Raw genomic sequence first — 17,188 nt, forward strand, 5'->3', positions numbered from 1 at the left:
ACATTTATTTATAAATGCCAACTCACATTTCACTTAATTATTATTCAATAAAAATGAATTAATTTAGAACATTAGAATAAGTTAATTTAATCATTCCCATATCCAGCGGTTTAACACATATGGGAAAACTATATACGCACATCAAAACCATGAGACCAAATAATCTTAATAACAGGGAGTATAAGCAGTGTCTAATTCAAATAATTTAAACTTAAAAAAACGAGCACTTTATCTTGCGATGTCGCTGTCAATATCTGCGCCGGCTTTTTCTGGAACCGTCTTTGATCAACCGCATGCTCTTGCGGTAAATGTCTTTGATATAAGAACTGGGGACGCCATTGACGATGGGAGATATTATGTCGAGGTCGATATCATTGACAATGATACCAGCTTGCCTATTGGTACTGAGCAATATCAATGTGACTTCTTTAACGGTATTTGTTCTCTTCCAATTTCTAAACAAAACCTTTCTTCACTTACCGATCTCACAGGTATTTCTTTCTCAGTCAGTATTCCTGACTTACTGGATGAGAACTCTATCTCCTATGATGTTTCCAATGTTTCTGTCGGTGTGCAAACGCAAAACCAAGTTGATAGTACACTTAAGTATGCGGTTCAGCCTGTTTTGTACGCACGAGTTGCGGAAACCGCTACCAATGTGACTGGCGACATTACGCCTGATTCTGTGGACACCAATTCAATCAGCATCAAGGGCAATGAAGTCATCAATGAAAACGGCGAATGGGTTGGCAAGGGAGCAATCGAAGGACCACAAGGCCCTCAAGGTGAAGCTGGACCACAAGGTGTTCAAGGTGAAACTGGCTTGCAAGGACCAAAAGGTGCAACGGGTGCGACAGGTCCTCGTGGTGCGACGGGACCTAAAGGTGCCACTGGGCCTAGAGGCTACACAGGACCAAGAGGCTACACGGGGCCACGCGGGTACACAGGTCCTCGCGGTGCAACTGGCCCTCAAGGACCAAGTGGCGATTCTGGTGTAGTTTGTCAGGTAAACACCTCTAACCGAGCACGATGGGAGGGGTTACCAATTGCCAATAACACAGGCCATGCACCGAAGGCAATGACTGTCGAATTTGTTGGTCGCTCCGCTCACCACGCACATGACTTTTACTTCAAGCTCTTTATGAATGGAAACTATGACCCGAGCAAAGGGATGGATAGTATTCAATTGCTTGAATCATCAATGTCAGGGTTAAAAATTGAAAAGTTTGTTAAGGGGACCACTCCATATATCAAGTTCAATAACTTGGGAGGCTTAAGCTTTAAGTTCTACCCGCATGGTAGTGGTAAGAACAGAACCTATAACATTCAAGGCAATAGCACTGCTTGGATTCAAGGGTGTTTTAAATCCTTCTCGTTTGGTTAATAAACACAAAAGTCAGCCTCAGAGCTACCTGTATTGCAGGTAGCTTTTTCTTTGCTCTCTTATATCAACTAACCTGAAAGAAAAAAGGCCTGAACCGAAGCAAGCAGGCCTTTCTATATTTACTGCTACGGCAGCTTTACAAACGTTATGTTATGCAAAATCTTTGGCAATAATGTTCTCGATGCATCGCTCTGCAAGCGCCGCAATCGTCAGTGATGGATTAGCACAGCCGTTATTACCAGGAATAAGCGATCCATCGATCACATACAGCCCTTCATGGCCATGCACACGACCGTACATATCTGTCGCTTTACCAATTTCCATCCCCCCAACAGGATGAGCACCAGTAAAAATCACATCAGAAAAGCCTTGAGCACCAATCCGTTGCCAATTTGCTTTGGCGACACGATTGTTGATTGCTCGGAGCGCGTCTGTTGCATCTTTCTCCAACGCTTTGGGATATTCAAGCTTTGCATCATCAACTGAGGGATCATAGCTAAAGCTGCCACGGTTTTTAAAATCCGCTGTCACTGATAACATCATGGAAATGCCAACGTCAGCTATCCCCGCATTCGCCCAGTTTTCAGCTGCAATAGGGCTTCTGCCATTTTGCTCAACATAAATCGCAGTGGGCGAAGGCGAACCTTGTGCAACACCGGCCGGCAAACCGAATAACGATTGTCTAAAGCCCATTCGATTACCGTTATCTCCCCAGTTTTGGCCAACGTGTGGGTTTAGATCCGGTAAGTCTCCTCGCCCCTTGGCACGTACTAACATACGTGTGGTGTGATAAGATCCTGCGGACAAAATCAGCTTATCGCATGTAATTGTTTGCTCATGTACAACGTTGCCATACGCATCGATTTCAGCCACATCCAGTTCGTAAATATCGCCATTCATACGGATGTTACGTACATCGTGATTATGGTGGATGGTCACCTTACCCGTCGATTCAGCCAAAGGAATGTAGTTCTGACCTAGGTCATTTTTGCAACCATTACTATTACCAAAGTTAGTTAAACCAATCGTAGCGGAAGGAAGGCTCTTACCATTAAGTTCTCTACGAACCACATCCCAGTTCCAGTTACCTTCAATTTTATAAGGCTGATAACCGGCTTTCTTCACTTCCTTATTCCAATCTCGGCAGTGTTTAAATGGGAGGCTTGCGAAGATGTCATCAGGCATTTCACTATGGTTGAGTACAGATTTAACCCTAGGATAATAGGTCTCTACCATCTCTTTGTATGACAATTCTTGTGGGTAGAGTTTCGTAAAATGCTCTTCTTTAGGAATAACCATCACTCCTGTGTAAATAACCGAACCACCCCCAACGGCAGTTCCAAGCAGTAAATCAGAGCCATCGATATTATTTTCCCCAGATCTATCGACGATATCCAACACCCCGCCAAATTTGTCGATGTCTCTCGGCGTGATAGTTTGCAAGAATGGTAGGTCAAATGTCAGCGCAGGAAACGTCGTCTTATCTCGTTGCCAAAACATACGCTTGTCCGCCACCATATCATGAGCAAATACGGCGCGCTTGGTGTCGACCGGCCAACGATTACCACGTTCAATCACTGAGGTTTCAATCCCTGCCTTCCCAAGCCGGTAGGCGCTGACTGCTCCGCCAAAGCCACTTCCTATAATGATGACTGGAGTATGATGTTTCAGTTGAGGTGGACGCTCAAAAAGTTCAGGCAGGTACTTTTCTAGTAAAGGAGAGCCCTTTACTACATCAAGGTCTGTGTCTTCTTCCTTGGTAAAGAAAAAAGCTTTTGAAGGTGTCGAGGCGACACCTAGGCCAAGCGCAACAGAAGTTGCCGTAAACGATTTGATAAAGCCTCTTCTAGCATTTTGCTTCATAAGAACTCCTTTAAACTAACACTAAACTCATGGCCATTTTGATCGAATAAAGCGCTAAATAAATAGAGCATTTGAGAATGAAGAATCGCTTAAAAGCTCGATTTGTTCGGATAGAGAGTGCTTGCTATTACTGACTCGATGGTTGGGGAAACCAGAGAGAAAAGTGCCTTCATTAAGAACCTACTGATAGCTCAAAAAGACACTTCCCTCCCGTGTAAAAGAGGATGAATTGGATTTAAGACCAATAATCTGAACTAATACAAATGATCGCTGGTATCAAAGTATTCCTCTAATTGAAGGGGGCTCAAAACGCTGCCCCTAGGCTATACCTCTCCCTCGGGAATCCCTCTATTTTGCTTAATAAGTGCTTTAGTCAATGTCTCAGCATTCACAGGACCGCCAAACAAAATGCCTTGCTGCTTAGCTAATCCCTTAGATGCCGCTAACTGGCTAAGAGCAACATCTTCTACCCCATCAAGCATTACACTGAGGTTATTTTGCTTTGAAGCATTAGAAATATTCAGCAGTAGATCTGTGTCGTCATTTAAGCAGAGCTTAGAATTATTGTGAACAGATAGCTTCAGCTCCCGAATAGGAAGCTTGGATGCTGTTAGCACACGCTCTGCGGTTAGCTTGTCAGAGCCTAAAATGATACTGATGCCACTCGACAACAGTGACTCCAACTGTTGAATACGTGTCGCACTATCCGCTTCAATGGCATCATCATGATCTACGTACAAACTAAAGTGATGCTTAGAATTGAACTTAACCAACTCCATCAAACAGCTATAAATAAAACTATCGTCAATAAATTCATGGTGTATATGCAGCGTAAAATACAGCCTGTTGGCAAGCTCCTTAAAGTGCTCCTTGTAGTCTTGCAAAAACTTTCCGATAACGATCTGGTTGAATAGCTTTTTACTCGTCAACGTTCCAATCTCGGGCAGCAAATGTGTATACAACCAATGTCCATCACCGTTATTGAACCAATTACCACTAATATCTACCCCAATGATTTCATTGCTGTTGCTAGAGATTTGGGGCTGATAATAAGCTCCGATAGGGAAATCAAAGATATTCACATCGTGAGCAAATCGCTTAATATGCTCCCTTTCATCATCCTCTTGAGAGAAGACTTCCGCTACGAGCTCAGTGACATTCATGGAGTTAATTGGCTTTTCTAACGCCTTGAAAATATGAAGATCATACAGTTTCCCAATCTGGGGCATTGAATCGATCACGGCGCGATCAAGCGAAGAGATAACAATGATTTTTGTCGAAACTGCGAGTTGAGAGATCATACTCAATAATTCAAAACCATCACCATTTGGCATCATGATGTCCATAATGACCAAATCATACTTCTTACTACGTATTTTATTAATCGCAGAGTACGCATTCTCAACACACGTGATCTTTGCATAATCACTAGCGGCCAAAACTGCACTTTTGATAATTTCCCGCGATAGCTCTACGTCATCAACAACAAGTACTGATTTATACATCATGCTTATCCTTATATTGAGATAATAAGTTCATCCAAACTCTTTGAGACTTCAGTGTCTTGATGTCGATATTCATCAATTTGAATACCACATCTTGCCTCGACACGCTTCGATACTCGAAACTCAATGAGAAAAACAGATTAAAAATCACTGGATTATTCACGTATAAAACCAGTTCTGTATTTGGATCCAAACTATGGATATAGCGATAAACTTCTCGGCTTAATGTTTCGACCAAAGAAGCAATGTGTGAGCAGTTAAATGATAAAATGAAGTGCACATTCTTATCATGAAACAACATGTCTTCACCTAAAAAATCAGTAGCAAGACTGTAACTGACCGAGAATAAATGCCCCAGTATTTGACCATGCTTAACCGCTATTGTGAGTTCACCTCCGTATTGATTGATTATCTTCATCACAATAGACTCTCGTGTTAATCCCTGAGATTCCATCGCTTTTAGCACTGCATTTTCTTCGTACTCAAAGATCGCATCGACAAGGTTCAACACCTTTCCCAGCTTATCTAGGTTAGTCGCATTGAGTACGATCAGTTCGACTTCTTCGACACCACTTTCGTTGAAATAACCGTGGTTGTTTATTCTGTTGGTATAATCAGGCAAGTTGTTGACATCATTGACGGCCGACCATACGTCAAAGATATCGACACCCAACATATCTAGAATCTCGTTTTGCCTGTTTAAATGTGGTTTTGTGGCTCCCCTTTCCCATCGGCTTAATGTGACGACATCTAAATTGTCAAAGTTACTGCTACTTTTTTGTAGTGCGTTAACAAAATTCAATTGCGACAGCCCACTCTGCTTCCTAAATGAGCGAATGATTTCTCCAAACATAGGCGACTACTTATCTATTGCTTTATCAACTAGGGTTAAATTTTGTTGTATGACTGGCCATGAACATAAGAGCACTTTTCAAACTGTTTTTTTTTTATGTGCTCAACCAATGCAACAACACGAGTAATTACAGGTGTTTTTCCCTTTTCTTTCACGGATTAAACGATGGGCATTTATTTATGTAACGTCAGAGATAATGCCGTCATTAGGTCAACTTCGTTTACAGGTTTGGTAATATAATTGTTAAAGTGGTGGCTCATTTTTTCTTCCTCTTGAACTGTTGCTCTCGCTGTAACTGCAATAATTGGTAATGTTGGATCCATAATTTTTGTTCTATTCGCTAGTTCTACACCTCCCATATTTGGCATAGAGACATCCGTTAAAACAACATCAACCACATTACTTTCTAGTTTATTGAGAGCATCGACTCCATCTATTGCAGTAATACACTCTATCCCCAATAGATTAAGGTGGTACTGTAATATTTCTCGATTGAATTCAACATCATCAACAACCAGTGCTTTAATGCCATCAAAGCTTTGTATCTCTATACTTTCATTATCAGCACTCTCATCATGCTCATCACCAACTAAAAGTACATTATGGGTTAGCATAGAGATAGGAAGTGCAATTTTAAATATGCTTCCTTGTTTAATTTTGCTCTCCACTGCTAACACACCACCCATTAAATTTATGATAGCTTTAGTTATTGCGAGCCCTAGTCCAAATCCGAACTGTTTATCTTCCTGATTTGCTTGCTCAAAACTATTAAATATCGTATCAAGATCCTCTTCCCTAATTCCTCTACCAGTATCACGTACAGCAAAAACCACCATTCTTTGATCACCAATCGTATCCATAGAAATGCTGATTTCGATCTTTCCGACGTCAGTAAACTTAATTGCATTTGTAATAATATTTGAAAGTGCTTGTTGAAATCGGAGCTCGTCAACAAATAGTTGATGTGAGCCTCCGATCCCTTCTTTAACAATACTAAGCTTGAGCCCCTTTTGGTTGGCAAGGGGATGAAATGTTTTCTCTAGATCTCGAGTAATCTTATTTATGGGTACATGTTTTGGATGAAGTTTATAGTTAACTGAATCAAGCCGTTCAAAGTCCAATAGATCATTGACAATGTCCAATATCGTATTGCTCGCAGTTCTAATCCCCTCAAGTTCATGGCTACAAGATTCATCACATTTATCGACTCTCAGCATATGTAAGTAGCCGATTATTGCATTGAGTGGTGTACGAATCTCGTGCGAGACGTTCGACAGTAAGGTTGATTTTTTCTTGGTTGCATCAAGTGCTTCCTTCGCTGCCTTTTCATATTGTTCGGTACGTAACTTAACTTCGTCTTCCAGACCTTCGACCAGGAGCTTTATTGTTCTACCAGCCTCACTGAAGGCTCGAGATAACACCTCAATTTCATCACCATGGTGATAGACGATATTTGCTACATTAGAAAAGTCCCTGTCTTTTAAATAGTTAGCCTGATTAATGAGCTCGTTAATCGGGCGAAACGTTTTCATTACCGTGATATAAATCAATACAAGAAAAAGAGTAAACAAAGCGAGAGATGAGAAAAAAATCTTTTCAACCAATAGATTATCTGAGCTCAGTAATAACTCTCGTGTAGATACGTAACTTGAATGAAGATAAGATTCGGGGGTTACGAGAATTACTTTCCACTTCATTGTATCGTTCTTCCGATGAATAATGTTATAGATATTATCTGTCGTTTTTACCGTGAGCGAGCCAGAATCTTCATTTAGTATGAACTCACGTAACGTCTTATAGTCTTTACCTAAAGTTAATTTTGTATTTAACAAAATATTGAAGTTCGAATCTAAATTTGATGCGATAAAGTTCCCATCACCATCTAAAAGTAGAAATCTATACTGATAATCATCAAGTTCATCAGAAGACATGGCACGAAAAAAAAATCCCTAGGTCTAATTCAAACTTTAACAGTACGTTAGGGAAGCCGCTTATAGGCTGTAATATAAAGAATCTCTTCGTCACCTTATCTTCAACTGTTTTATACTTAAATGCACTCTCACTTGCCCACAGAGGAGATTGCTTTGACAAATAACGAACAATTGATGTAGAGCCATTTTCCTCCAGTGATATTTGTATGTTTTTTGACAGGTCAATAAATGCAATATTATTAATATAATCTGTAGCTGTCTCATTAATACAGTTTAGGCTTTCACCAATATGCTCTAGCGTAGGGTAACCATGAACACAAGATGATTGGAAAACTAGCGAAAGGTATTTTATTTCCTCGAGTATGAAATCTGCTTTCTCTTCAAGTAAAGCATTTTGACTTTGTACAAACGTTTCCAGTAGTTTTGTATTTTGCCCTATAATACCTGATTTAATGCTATCTAGTTGATTATCATAGCTACCTTTAATATATTGGGTTGTACCGTAGACGAATAAACCAACAAAAATTAAAAACAGACTCGCATTAATGGTTAATATTTTATATCTAAAAGACATAGCATAGGCTCTTAATTACTTAAGCAGCAGATAGCGTTCAATGTAATGTCCAAGATTATGGTTCTTGATTTGTTTTCACTTATTACACCATCGTATTGTTCAACCTTATTGCATATTATAGCTGGCTCAACTAACCCGCATGCAGAAACTATACCTTTGAGTCTATGGGCTAATGTTTTATGAGGGTAACTTTTTTCAACAATATCAGCCTGAAGTGCTCTCAAACCATTCACTGCAAGCTTTCTAAAATGTTTTCCTTTATTAGATGCGAAATCGACACCTGTACTTTTGTGAAAAAGATCTTTATCAATGTGATATGTAATCAACTTCAACCACCTTACTTTCCAAATACAAACGCGCGTTACAGTGCCTAATTTGCTTTTTGTTTCATATAGCATTTGTATGTGTTACGTCACTAAGATGCTAATCTTTCAGCATAAATCCCCTCCTCATTGCCCTGAGCCAAATAGATTAAATTACAAATAAAAACATATACTTAAAAATACAAAATGAATAATAGTTACACTTCTTATTGTCTGTTACTTAAATTTCTAAAACATGCCCTAACTCACGCAAGGCATTTATAACTTTTTATTTTACAAAGTTTGGAGTTGAACCTCATACTAGTAGGCATACAAAAACTCAACCAAACAAAGGTGCCTATTATGCGTTATTTTGTTATTTCTATACTCAGCGTATTATCTTATCTTCCACTTAGTGCTACAGCTGCAAATGTGACCGTTAAATGGTTTGGAGTCGTTCCTAGTCTTGACTGCGCATCACGCCCTGTCAGTAACCAAGTCGACTTTAAAGCACTGAATAAAGAATGTAACTCTGAGTTCAAAATCGAAAGTCAATCTGAGATTGAACATAAAGGGCAAAGTAAAAAGATCGTGAGCTTTGATGTATAAACGTAAAGGCAACGACGTTACAACATGGCTACTGTTTATTTCTAAACCCATAAATGCCAGTATGAGCATTTTTGATTGGCTAAAATTCAAACAGCTCTTAACTGGGGTTGTATTTGAATAGATGATTAGAGTTATTTTCATAACTTTTAGTCACTACCATGCCTATCAATATCGAGTTTCATGCTGGCTCCCTCTCACTCATTGTAGACAAACGAAGCAACAAAAAGTCTCCTCCTGTAAGACTCCCCCTCACTCGTAGTGAATTCTTAGTGCTAAAAGCGCTTGTTATAAATAGCGGAACACACCTATCTAAAGAACACCTTTTTCGTATTGGTTGGCCGGACAGTTATGTAGGCAGCAACTCTCTTCCCATGGCTATCATGTCATTACGGAAAAAGCTTCACTTGATTGGTGACTTTTGGGAAATCTCGACTATACAACGCCATGGTTACAGTCTAAATATCGCTGTATTTTACCGGACAACTAAAATAAACGTGACATATCAAGGTGAGGCTGACGTCGCTGAGTGAGATCTAGAAAGTCGTCCAGCATAATGTTGTCTGAAATTACGCAAGAGGCACTTCTATAAAGTATGAACATCTTTAAAAAGAAAGGGCATCATTGCGATGCCCTTGTTGTAAATTCCTGCTTATTTGAATTGTTTCTCGCTAAGAAGCTGGCTCCGGTTGAACACAAGTAGCGAGGTAATTACCCTCAGTGTAATCTGAGACAATTCCGGTTTTCATATCAACCGTCTTCATTACTCCTGAATCTTCCGCTATATATTCCGCAGAGACAGGCCAGTTATCTGACGTTTGCACATCGGCACTCAGATTAATGAGTTCTGTTGATGTCGGTAATCGTCCAGCAAAATGACTACATAAGTTTGGAACGGAAGCTGAGTTAAACAAGGCAAGTGATACCGCAGGTGAGAAGAAGGTATCCTCTACAGTACCGCTGTATTCTATTTGTTCCATCAAGGCTTCTGATGTTGTTAATGGCGCAGTAAAAAACAGCGCTAGGCCATGAATCCCATCCCACTGTGCTGCTTTGTTAGGATCGTAGACGGGTACTTCAATTAATCCAAAACCATAAGCGCCATTGTTATCGGAGACCGCGAAAGAAACATAGTGATACCCGACTAGTGATGTTTCAAACGTAAGCTGCGTGTTACCCAAAAAACCAGGGTTTAGTGGCGCCGTGGCAGCGTTAAAAGAGTCTACGTAGATCAACTGAAATACATCATCATCTAATGAAGTGACGAACGGTTTCACATCAATTGTCGTACTCAGCCCTACTGGCACCTTCTCGACACTCCCTCCTTTCTGGACTTCCAGCCCATGGTTGGCTTCAAATGCGACGGCGATATCTAATGTTCCAAGATATACTTCCCCTGTCGAGTCGTTGATATAGCTAAATAAAATACGCTCAATACCCTCAAAACCTGAGTAGGGAGAGTAAGTAATGGTGTTTTTCATCGGGTTTGCGGTTGCATTGATAGGTGCACCAGGAAAAGCGTATGGCAAAGAAACTTCCTCACTAAGCACAAAACCGGTCGGAACTCGGATCGCTGCTTGAAATAAAAGTTCATCCTTAATATCAACCTCGATCGGTGTCTCCACAAATGTCACCGCACTGATTGCAGGCCATTCAACTTCTGAGGCGGCAGTTGCTTCAGCAGTCGTTACCGCTACACGTGTAACTGCGATATCAGTTGGTGTCGTATCCATATTGACTGCAGCCACCGACCTCATCGCAGCAGCCGGAGCGGTATTCGGAGCATCCACAACCGCGACTTTGTATTCATATGTACAAGACTTTGATGTATCAGCAGCAATAGTAAAACTCTGATCCGTTTGCTCTATTGGGTAGCATTCCGCAGCTTGCGTAAGTGGTGTTAGCTCGACAATTTTGAAGCTCTTGCCGTTGCTTACTGCTACTTTGTCGGAGAGATCAACTTTGTATTGAGCATCATGCTGAGTAATAAAAGTCGCATTCTGTGCCACGATATTCGTTGGAGCTACACTTTCAGGCGAACCACTATCTGTTGTGTTCTCACCTTCGCCATTACAACCAGCAAGGGCGAAAACCATCGCACCCACAGCGCATGAGAATTTCCTTTTGCAAAGGTTATGGTACATAGAAGTTTTTCCTATTATTTATTGAACGTAACCATCGTAAGTAGGCCAACCAGATAGAGATAGAGCACCTCTTCATCATTGCCTTATTAAGTGCCAATACACAGGACTGGATGGCGCGTTTGTGTTTGGCTCAACAAGCCACAACTATCCTTTATCTAAGCGAATAGAAGTGACTGTTGATTGCTACTTACAAACCGTACGTGGGTAATTAATGAGTTCCCCTGGATAGACAAGATCCAAATTTCGACCTTTCAACTGGGGATTTAACTGAATGATATCTCTGAGTGTGAGGTTATTGGCTCTTGCAATCTTCAATAAGTAATCTCCCTTGACCAACCGATAAGGGTAGCTCTCCAAATTGCATTCTATATGGTCTGGCACCGTCTCAGCTGGCTCTTCTACAACCAGCGGCTCTGGCAAATCGACCTTCTCTTCTTTTAATGCCTTTGTCTCATTAGAGAAGCGATACAAAAGCGAAACATTGAATGAATATAAGTCGTCATTTAAACCATCTATATCGAAGATTCCTTGATAGCCTACATCGGCATACCAATTGGTTGATAGTTGATATTGGAGACCCAACTGTGCTGTAGGGCTAACATCACTTTCTATATATGCGACCCCAGGACCAGCATAAATTGCAGCAAAATCGCTCACGGGCATCAGCCAGTTTGCTTTAAGCGTAAGCGCGTTCAATTCAATATTGTCATCTCGTAACCAGTCAAAACCCTGATAACCGGCTTCTAGAAAAATGTCATGTTTATAGATAAAGCCCGCCATCACTTCGAAGCCAAAGCCTTCACCATCTTTTTTTCTATCATCCAAGACTGAAGCGTTAAGACCACCTTTGACATAATATGGCGACGCCACTGCTGTTTCTTCTGCTAAGGCTAATGAAGGCGTCTGTGTCATTAAAGCCAATAAATAATACTGTTTCATCTTAAATTCCTGGCCCCACCATTATCGTCACTGTATCTGCGTATTCTCCAGACATTAATGTTTCTCCATCAACGTCATACTTGAAACTCAGATTAAATGGGATGCTTTGCGAGATACCACTTCCAGCCCCAATAGTCGTAACTGGGTTTATTAACACACCATCACTATTAACAAGTTCTGGGCTACTGCATTCGTTACATAAAATGCTATATGGAATCGTAGCTACCTCTGGCGATGCGGTGTGGATGAGCTCATAGTCTTGCGAAGGCATAGTTAAAACAATGCCATCATGGAAAAAGCCCATAGCCTCTAGCTGATAGGAGGTTTCTGAACTAACTCGACGGTCCGAACTATTGTACGTAGGCGTAAAAATGCCATCACCACTTCGTACTTCCAAACCCGTAATTTCTACTGGGTCATAATTGAAATTAAAAATAATCACATCGCTAATATTTCTATATGTCGAAATACCGCTGGTATTCACGTAGTAGTAGCTAATAACGATGGGTACGGACGCTGAATAACTCCCCTCTGACTTACCATAAAGTGCATTGATAATAGCCGTATCGTCTATTTGGAACATTGGTCGAAAAAGAAGAAATGGTGCAGATGCGATGGAAGGCGTCAACGTAGTAGAAGAGATGCAGCCTACTCCCTCACTTTCTAAAGTAATAAGAGGTAGAGCAACCTCATCTTTTGTACATCCTCCTCCTCCAGTATTAACGCTCTCTGTAAAGTCGATACCGGAAGTGTTGTATTGAACCCCCGTAACAGAAATAGGAATGCTGTCCGTTGTCTCAACATCTAATCCACCTTTCAGCGTAATCGAGTTTGGAGGGGCAACAGAAAATGCCCCCGCAGACCAAGACAGCACAGAGCGCAGTGCAGGTGGAACGCCCCATTTACTTGGCACCTTATTATCGCCAATACCGTACGTAACGTTATCCCATCGAATGCTATCGGATTTGACGTCAGCATTAACATAAAAAGCACTATGAGAATAACTCGAGATTAATAATGCACTCGTGGTTATTAATTGATGAAACACCTTATGCATGATTAATTACTCCGTCTTATGATGTCCGACTTGGAATAGCTTCCATCGTGAGAATTAACAATAATATTCAAATTGTCGCGCTGGACCGTATCGATCAGATTAAATGTCTTATCTCGGCCAGCTAAAACCGTCAGTTTCTGCCGACATTGCGCTGTTACACGTGAGTCACAACTATCAATAAAAACATTAATCATTGTATTGCTGTCATTCTTTACTTCTAACGTCTCACCTTTATTAATAATCTCGTAATCGAAAGTAGGTTTGGTCGTTGGAATAATGTAAACAGGAGCGAAGCCATAGTTAATGTCTACACCTGAAGCTTTTCTTTCACCCTCTTCATATTTACTCGGAATAAAAGACAGCATGAACATCAAGTCTTTGGAGTTATCGCAAGTGGTGTTGTGGCAAAGGCTGCGTATACCGATATCTTTTGCTTCACCAGGCTTTAGAATCAACTTTTGATAAGTGAGAGAGATCTTCCAGTCTTCAAGGTTTTCTCGCGAGTAGCTGACCTTGTCAATGTCGACGCCATTGTTAATGTTAACTTCATCTATTTCAGTATTAATGAACAGTGGCACATTTTGATCATTGCTGAGCGTAATAATACCATTACCCTTTTCATCCCCAACGATTACCATTTTGTCTACTTTGAAAGCCAGTGATGGCACAGAGAAAACAGTAAAGGCTAAACTCAACAGTATTACGTTAATATTTTTAGATTTCATGACATGCCTTAATTTACTTTCGCAACTGGGTAACTGATTGAATTAGTTTTATACAAACGTTTTGCTAATAGTTTGATCGTCTCAATTTCTTTTTCATGACTTGCTAACATATCGGCCATATTCGATGCTTTATGTGCGATATAAACGGCCTTCAATGTGCCAATATCCTTTTGTATTACCCGGTATCCCAATCGTTTGAGCTTCTCCACCGAGTTCTGCAATTGCTCAGATTTTTCATAGGACCCCAAGAAAATCGCGCTGAATCGTTCATCATCAATCTCAATTTGTTGAACTTCGTTGCTTTCTGCGATAGGAAGGCAATAGTTTTGACCAAAGTTCAACTGGGTTGTCGATGTGAACTCATAAGGCAACAAACACTCGTTTTGCGCGGATGTTAGCTCGAAGTCTAGTCCTTCCAATACCGTCACACGATAGACACCTTCAGTCATTTCGCTAACTTCAAGACACCCAATCCCCTCACATTTGATATCCGTGATTGGCTTGTCTGATATATCGCTAAATGCGGTAACAAAAGAGACAACACGACTCACTTTGGGAGAAAGATACGAGACCGTACCAGGGTGGGTATAGAACGTTTTTTTACTCTCACCTGAGTTGTATAAGTTCACGCTTTGAGAATCAAAATTTGTATCGTATTCATGATAGTTACGAAGCGGAACGACTTGTTCATTGTCATACACAATAAACTTACTATTGGTTTTTCCATCACGAGCTAGAGTCAGATAGCCTTTTTCAATAATTTCGTCATCATTTTCAGAACTGCGAACATTTTCGATTTCAACGAGCGAATAAGCTTGCGATCTGTCTTTGGTGATATAAGCACCTTCCGCTGTGACGATCTGAGTACTTGATAAACCCGCGTTGATCCCTCTAGTGCTGTCTTGTGAAGAGACATAAGCTAACGCATTCATTCTCGCGTAGTCGTTATACCCATCTGCACTTAAAGAGGCATCCTGATACATATCCTCTAAATCTCGGTTGTAGGTGTTACCAATTTCCAGCGCAGTATTCACCGCCGTTGAGTCAAGTAAATCACTCTTTCTCACCGACGTTCTCAATTGATTTAGCGTTTCCGTATCTGAGGAAATGCTTGAGATAGCTTCCATCGAGTCCGATAGTGGAACACTCCAAAGCACACTGATGTTAGTGCTCTCATCAACATCTGAATAATCGAAGTTCACATTCAATTGAGAATCTAAAATAGCAGGAGCACTGTAACCCACAGAGATAAGATTGGTTTCGCGTTCTAAGCTTCCAATTCCAAATTGATCACCTAAAAATGTTTCATCACTGCGCGTGTATATCGCATAAATCGAACGACCTTGCCCAAAGTTATAGCTGGAATTCAGTGACCATCGAGAATAGTCGGTATAGCCATACATGTGACTCGCAACAGGATCACCTTCGTCATTATCAAGCGCTTCATAAGATACATTGAACCAAGGCAAACCAAGGTTAACATTAGAATGTGCAGCATTATCAAACTGACTGTGCACACCTTCCAACACAAGTCCTGCATCTAACAGATAGTAATTTGCCCCTAAGCTGTACATCGACCCACGGTCTGTCAACAAAGTCCCCGCACCTACCTGCAATGAAGGCAAAACTTGATAGTTAATCAGCGCCCGACCGTACGCGTCATCCTTAATCTCTGAAACGTTGCTATTTTCGTAGTCGTAGTAGCTTTCAGCGAAGAGCCCAGCACTAACTACGTAATCAACACTTCCTTCCGTTAATGTGTCATTAGCGCTGTTGTATACCTGAAAAACTTGAGAGTTTACGACTTGACCGTTCGTCGTAACGTCGACACGAGCTTCATACCGGCCAGCGGGCAACTCACTGTAAGAAATAGAGTTTTGACCTTCAGGCACATTCGCTTGATAAATTATTCGCTCACCACGATAAACCTGAACAAGCCCGCTCGCAGGAACGTAAAAACTTAACACCTTATTGCTATTTTTACCCCCGACCAAAAGCTTTTCTGAAGAGCCAAACGACACTGAGTTTTGTGAGAGACGTGCAGTGTTGTTCAAATAGTCTGTCGAGTTAACCATTGGATCATATTCAAAATGACCCGCTTTCAATGTGTACGCATCAAAATCAAGGTGGTACGCGGCTTCATAGAGTTCTGACCCGCTGTCACCGTTCGTTAGGTTAAAGTCACTTCTTAAATATCCATACGGCAATCCAAGAGTAACGTCATCGTTCAAAGAAACAATTGAGTCTCTTTCATGGTAAGCACTCAAGTAGAGATCAAACGAGTTGATCAAGCCGTTGCTGCTACTCTTGGGATCATGGTACTTGCGACTGTGGCTGGAGTTTGACAAATCGAGCACTTTAGGGGAAACAAACAAGTACACTTCACGATCGTTATAGTTTTGGACTATTTCGAATGTTTCTGGAAAAATTTCACAATCTTCTATTTTTCCGAGGCACTGCGATTTATCGTCAACACCGTTGAGGAGTTGAGCCATTATTTCTTCGTGGTAAGAGGCTTGAATATCGTTGTCATTCAGATACTGCTCGATTCTTTCTAAAGATTCTTTATTGTTCTTGTCTATTTTTAGCGTTTTAAATGAACTCAAGACTGGTGTGAGTTCCGAAAAAGAACCGTCTAAGTTACGGAATTTTACAAATGTCTCCTGAAGCTTAAAGTGTTCTTCAAAACCTTCAGGAATTCCCGTTGCGAAAATATTACTTGAGTACAGTTGGCATGCAATTGCAAATGATACGCTTGCATACTTAAATTTAAATTTCATATATCAACTCCAACTCTAAACTCGATTTCTCCACTGCATTCTTTTAGAGGCCCTACAGATATCACGTCTGAAAATGGACTAAATTTTAGTTCGATACTGTGTTCACTATATTTATGCGTTCCATCGTTGGAGTTGAAGTCATCCAAAGTTTTAGAATTACCAGCAAGAATCAACTCACCATCAAAGTAGACGGACGTAAATTCGGTTTGTGCGCTCACATTGCCGAAATAGTCAGTACAGCTTGCAGTGTTTTTTGTCAGCGTTGAGGTGTAAGCAACGCCAGAAGTACTCATCGGTATATCTGTCGATACTTGCATTGTTGTGACTTCATCTATAAAGCCTGTGCTTTCTTCATTAAGGTCAAGTTGTAAACTCGCTGGATTAAAAACAACTTGAGTAATTGCATCGGTATAAAGTTGATTAATATCTATTGTCGTTGTTACTCTCAGTGTTTTATCTAAAGCGTTCACGTTCATGCTAATGAACATAATTCCAAGTAACATTACTGTCGTTTTTTTCATATCG

Annotated in this window: 15 protein-coding genes; 3 read left to right on the plus strand and 12 right to left on the minus strand. The window is 40.7% G+C overall.

The window, feature by feature from the left end; translation table 11 throughout:
• The first annotated feature begins 187 nt into the window (after window positions 1-187).
• On the plus strand, window positions 188-1,384 hold the full coding sequence (locus KHO06_RS10325; RefSeq protein ID WP_223975945.1) for a collagen-like protein: 1,197 nt from the start codon (window positions 188-190) through the stop codon (window positions 1,382-1,384).
• A gap of 150 nt (window positions 1,385-1,534) precedes the next feature.
• On the opposite strand, the gene KHO06_RS10330 is transcribed toward KHO06_RS10325, so the two are convergent.
• From KHO06_RS10330 to KHO06_RS10350, 6 genes are all read right to left on the minus strand, one after another.
• Window positions 1,535-3,247, minus strand: coding sequence for a GMC oxidoreductase (locus KHO06_RS10330; protein WP_212581512.1), 1,713 nt, complete (start codon window positions 3,245-3,247; stop codon window positions 1,535-1,537).
• Between the two features lie 323 nt (window positions 3,248-3,570).
• Window positions 3,571-4,755 (minus strand): response regulator, encoded by a 1,185-nt coding sequence (locus KHO06_RS10335; RefSeq protein WP_244858348.1) that lies wholly within the window; start codon window positions 4,753-4,755, stop codon window positions 3,571-3,573.
• The gene (locus tag KHO06_RS10340; protein ID WP_212581513.1) at window positions 4,745-5,605 is read right to left on the minus strand and encodes a helix-turn-helix transcriptional regulator; all 861 of its coding nucleotides are present in this window, start codon (window positions 5,603-5,605) and stop codon (window positions 4,745-4,747) included. Before KHO06_RS10340 ends, KHO06_RS10335 begins: the two co-directional genes overlap by 11 nt.
• A 173-nt stretch (window positions 5,606-5,778) precedes the next feature.
• The gene (locus tag KHO06_RS10345; protein WP_244858349.1) at window positions 5,779-7,536 is read right to left on the minus strand and encodes an ATP-binding protein; all 1,758 of its coding nucleotides are present in this window, start codon (window positions 7,534-7,536) and stop codon (window positions 5,779-5,781) included.
• Complete coding sequence (locus tag KHO06_RS26520) at window positions 7,526-8,110, minus strand: hypothetical protein (RefSeq protein WP_244858350.1); 585 nt, start codon at window positions 8,108-8,110, stop codon at window positions 7,526-7,528. Before KHO06_RS26520 ends, KHO06_RS10345 begins: the two co-directional genes overlap by 11 nt.
• Before the next feature lie 11 nt (window positions 8,111-8,121).
• Window positions 8,122-8,436, minus strand: a complete 315-nt coding sequence (locus KHO06_RS10350; RefSeq protein ID WP_138058877.1) for an Hpt domain-containing protein — start codon at window positions 8,434-8,436, stop codon at window positions 8,122-8,124.
• Window positions 8,437-8,775: 339 nt separating this feature from the next.
• Between KHO06_RS10350 and KHO06_RS10355 the strand changes: the two genes are divergently transcribed.
• Together KHO06_RS10355 and KHO06_RS10360 are read left to right on the plus strand one after the other, a co-directional pair.
• Window positions 8,776-9,021, plus strand: a complete 246-nt coding sequence (locus tag KHO06_RS10355; protein WP_005427822.1) for a hypothetical protein — start codon at window positions 8,776-8,778, stop codon at window positions 9,019-9,021.
• A 158-nt stretch (window positions 9,022-9,179) separates the two neighbouring features.
• On the plus strand, window positions 9,180-9,551 hold the full coding sequence (locus KHO06_RS10360; protein ID WP_212581514.1) for a helix-turn-helix domain-containing protein: 372 nt from the start codon (window positions 9,180-9,182) through the stop codon (window positions 9,549-9,551).
• Window positions 9,552-9,689: 138 nt separating this feature from the next.
• On the opposite strand, the gene KHO06_RS10365 is transcribed toward KHO06_RS10360, so the two are convergent.
• From KHO06_RS10365 to KHO06_RS10390, 6 genes are all read right to left on the minus strand, one after another.
• On the minus strand, window positions 9,690-11,162 hold the full coding sequence (locus KHO06_RS10365) for a hypothetical protein (RefSeq protein ID WP_212581515.1): 1,473 nt from the start codon (window positions 11,160-11,162) through the stop codon (window positions 9,690-9,692).
• Between the two features lie 183 nt (window positions 11,163-11,345).
• Complete coding sequence (locus KHO06_RS10370; protein ID WP_212581516.1) at window positions 11,346-12,101, minus strand: outer membrane beta-barrel protein; 756 nt, start codon at window positions 12,099-12,101, stop codon at window positions 11,346-11,348.
• Window position 12,102: 1 nt separating this feature from the next.
• On the minus strand, window positions 12,103-13,158 hold the full coding sequence (locus tag KHO06_RS10375; RefSeq protein WP_045380947.1) for a hypothetical protein: 1,056 nt from the start codon (window positions 13,156-13,158) through the stop codon (window positions 12,103-12,105).
• 2 nt (window positions 13,159-13,160) lie between these two features.
• Window positions 13,161-13,883, minus strand: coding sequence for a hypothetical protein (locus tag KHO06_RS10380; RefSeq protein WP_005427857.1), 723 nt, complete (start codon window positions 13,881-13,883; stop codon window positions 13,161-13,163).
• An 8-nt stretch (window positions 13,884-13,891) separates the two neighbouring features.
• The gene (locus KHO06_RS10385; RefSeq protein WP_212581517.1) at window positions 13,892-16,663 is read right to left on the minus strand and encodes a TcfC E-set like domain-containing protein; all 2,772 of its coding nucleotides are present in this window, start codon (window positions 16,661-16,663) and stop codon (window positions 13,892-13,894) included.
• The gene (locus KHO06_RS10390) at window positions 16,660-17,184 is read right to left on the minus strand and encodes a hypothetical protein (RefSeq protein WP_045368900.1); all 525 of its coding nucleotides are present in this window, start codon (window positions 17,182-17,184) and stop codon (window positions 16,660-16,662) included. Before KHO06_RS10390 ends, KHO06_RS10385 begins: the two co-directional genes overlap by 4 nt.
• Window positions 17,185-17,188 lie beyond the last annotated feature (4 nt).

The organism is Vibrio sp. B1FIG11 (assembly GCF_905175335.1).
GTDB lineage: Bacteria > Pseudomonadota > Gammaproteobacteria > Enterobacterales > Vibrionaceae > Vibrio > Vibrio campbellii.

Bases quoted from the DNA above. Each gene is read 5' to 3' on its own strand.
- KHO06_RS10345 (WP_244858349.1), bottom strand. From the start codon at position 7,536: ATGTCTTCTGATGAACTTGATGATTATCAGTATAGATTTCTACTTTTA.
- KHO06_RS10380 (WP_005427857.1), bottom strand. From the start codon at position 13,883: ATGAAATCTAAAAATATTAACGTAATACTGTTGAGTTTAGCCTTTACT.
- KHO06_RS10365 (WP_212581515.1), bottom strand. From the start codon at position 11,162: ATGTACCATAACCTTTGCAAAAGGAAATTCTCATGCGCTGTGGGTGCG.
- KHO06_RS10355 (WP_005427822.1), top strand. From the start codon at position 8,776: ATGCGTTATTTTGTTATTTCTATACTCAGCGTATTATCTTATCTTCCA.
- KHO06_RS26520 (WP_244858350.1), bottom strand. From the start codon at position 8,110: ATGTCTTTTAGATATAAAATATTAACCATTAATGCGAGTCTGTTTTTA.
- KHO06_RS10390 (WP_045368900.1), bottom strand. From the start codon at position 17,184: ATGAAAAAAACGACAGTAATGTTACTTGGAATTATGTTCATTAGCATG.
- KHO06_RS10375 (WP_045380947.1), bottom strand. From the start codon at position 13,158: ATGCATAAGGTGTTTCATCAATTAATAACCACGAGTGCATTATTAATC.
- KHO06_RS10385 (WP_212581517.1), bottom strand. From the start codon at position 16,663: ATGAAATTTAAATTTAAGTATGCAAGCGTATCATTTGCAATTGCATGC.
- KHO06_RS10335 (WP_244858348.1), bottom strand. From the start codon at position 4,755: ATGATGTATAAATCAGTACTTGTTGTTGATGACGTAGAGCTATCGCGG.
- KHO06_RS10340 (WP_212581513.1), bottom strand. From the start codon at position 5,605: ATGTTTGGAGAAATCATTCGCTCATTTAGGAAGCAGAGTGGGCTGTCG.
- KHO06_RS10360 (WP_212581514.1), top strand. From the start codon at position 9,180: ATGCCTATCAATATCGAGTTTCATGCTGGCTCCCTCTCACTCATTGTA.
- KHO06_RS10370 (WP_212581516.1), bottom strand. From the start codon at position 12,101: ATGAAACAGTATTATTTATTGGCTTTAATGACACAGACGCCTTCATTA.
- KHO06_RS10330 (WP_212581512.1), bottom strand. From the start codon at position 3,247: ATGAAGCAAAATGCTAGAAGAGGCTTTATCAAATCGTTTACGGCAACT.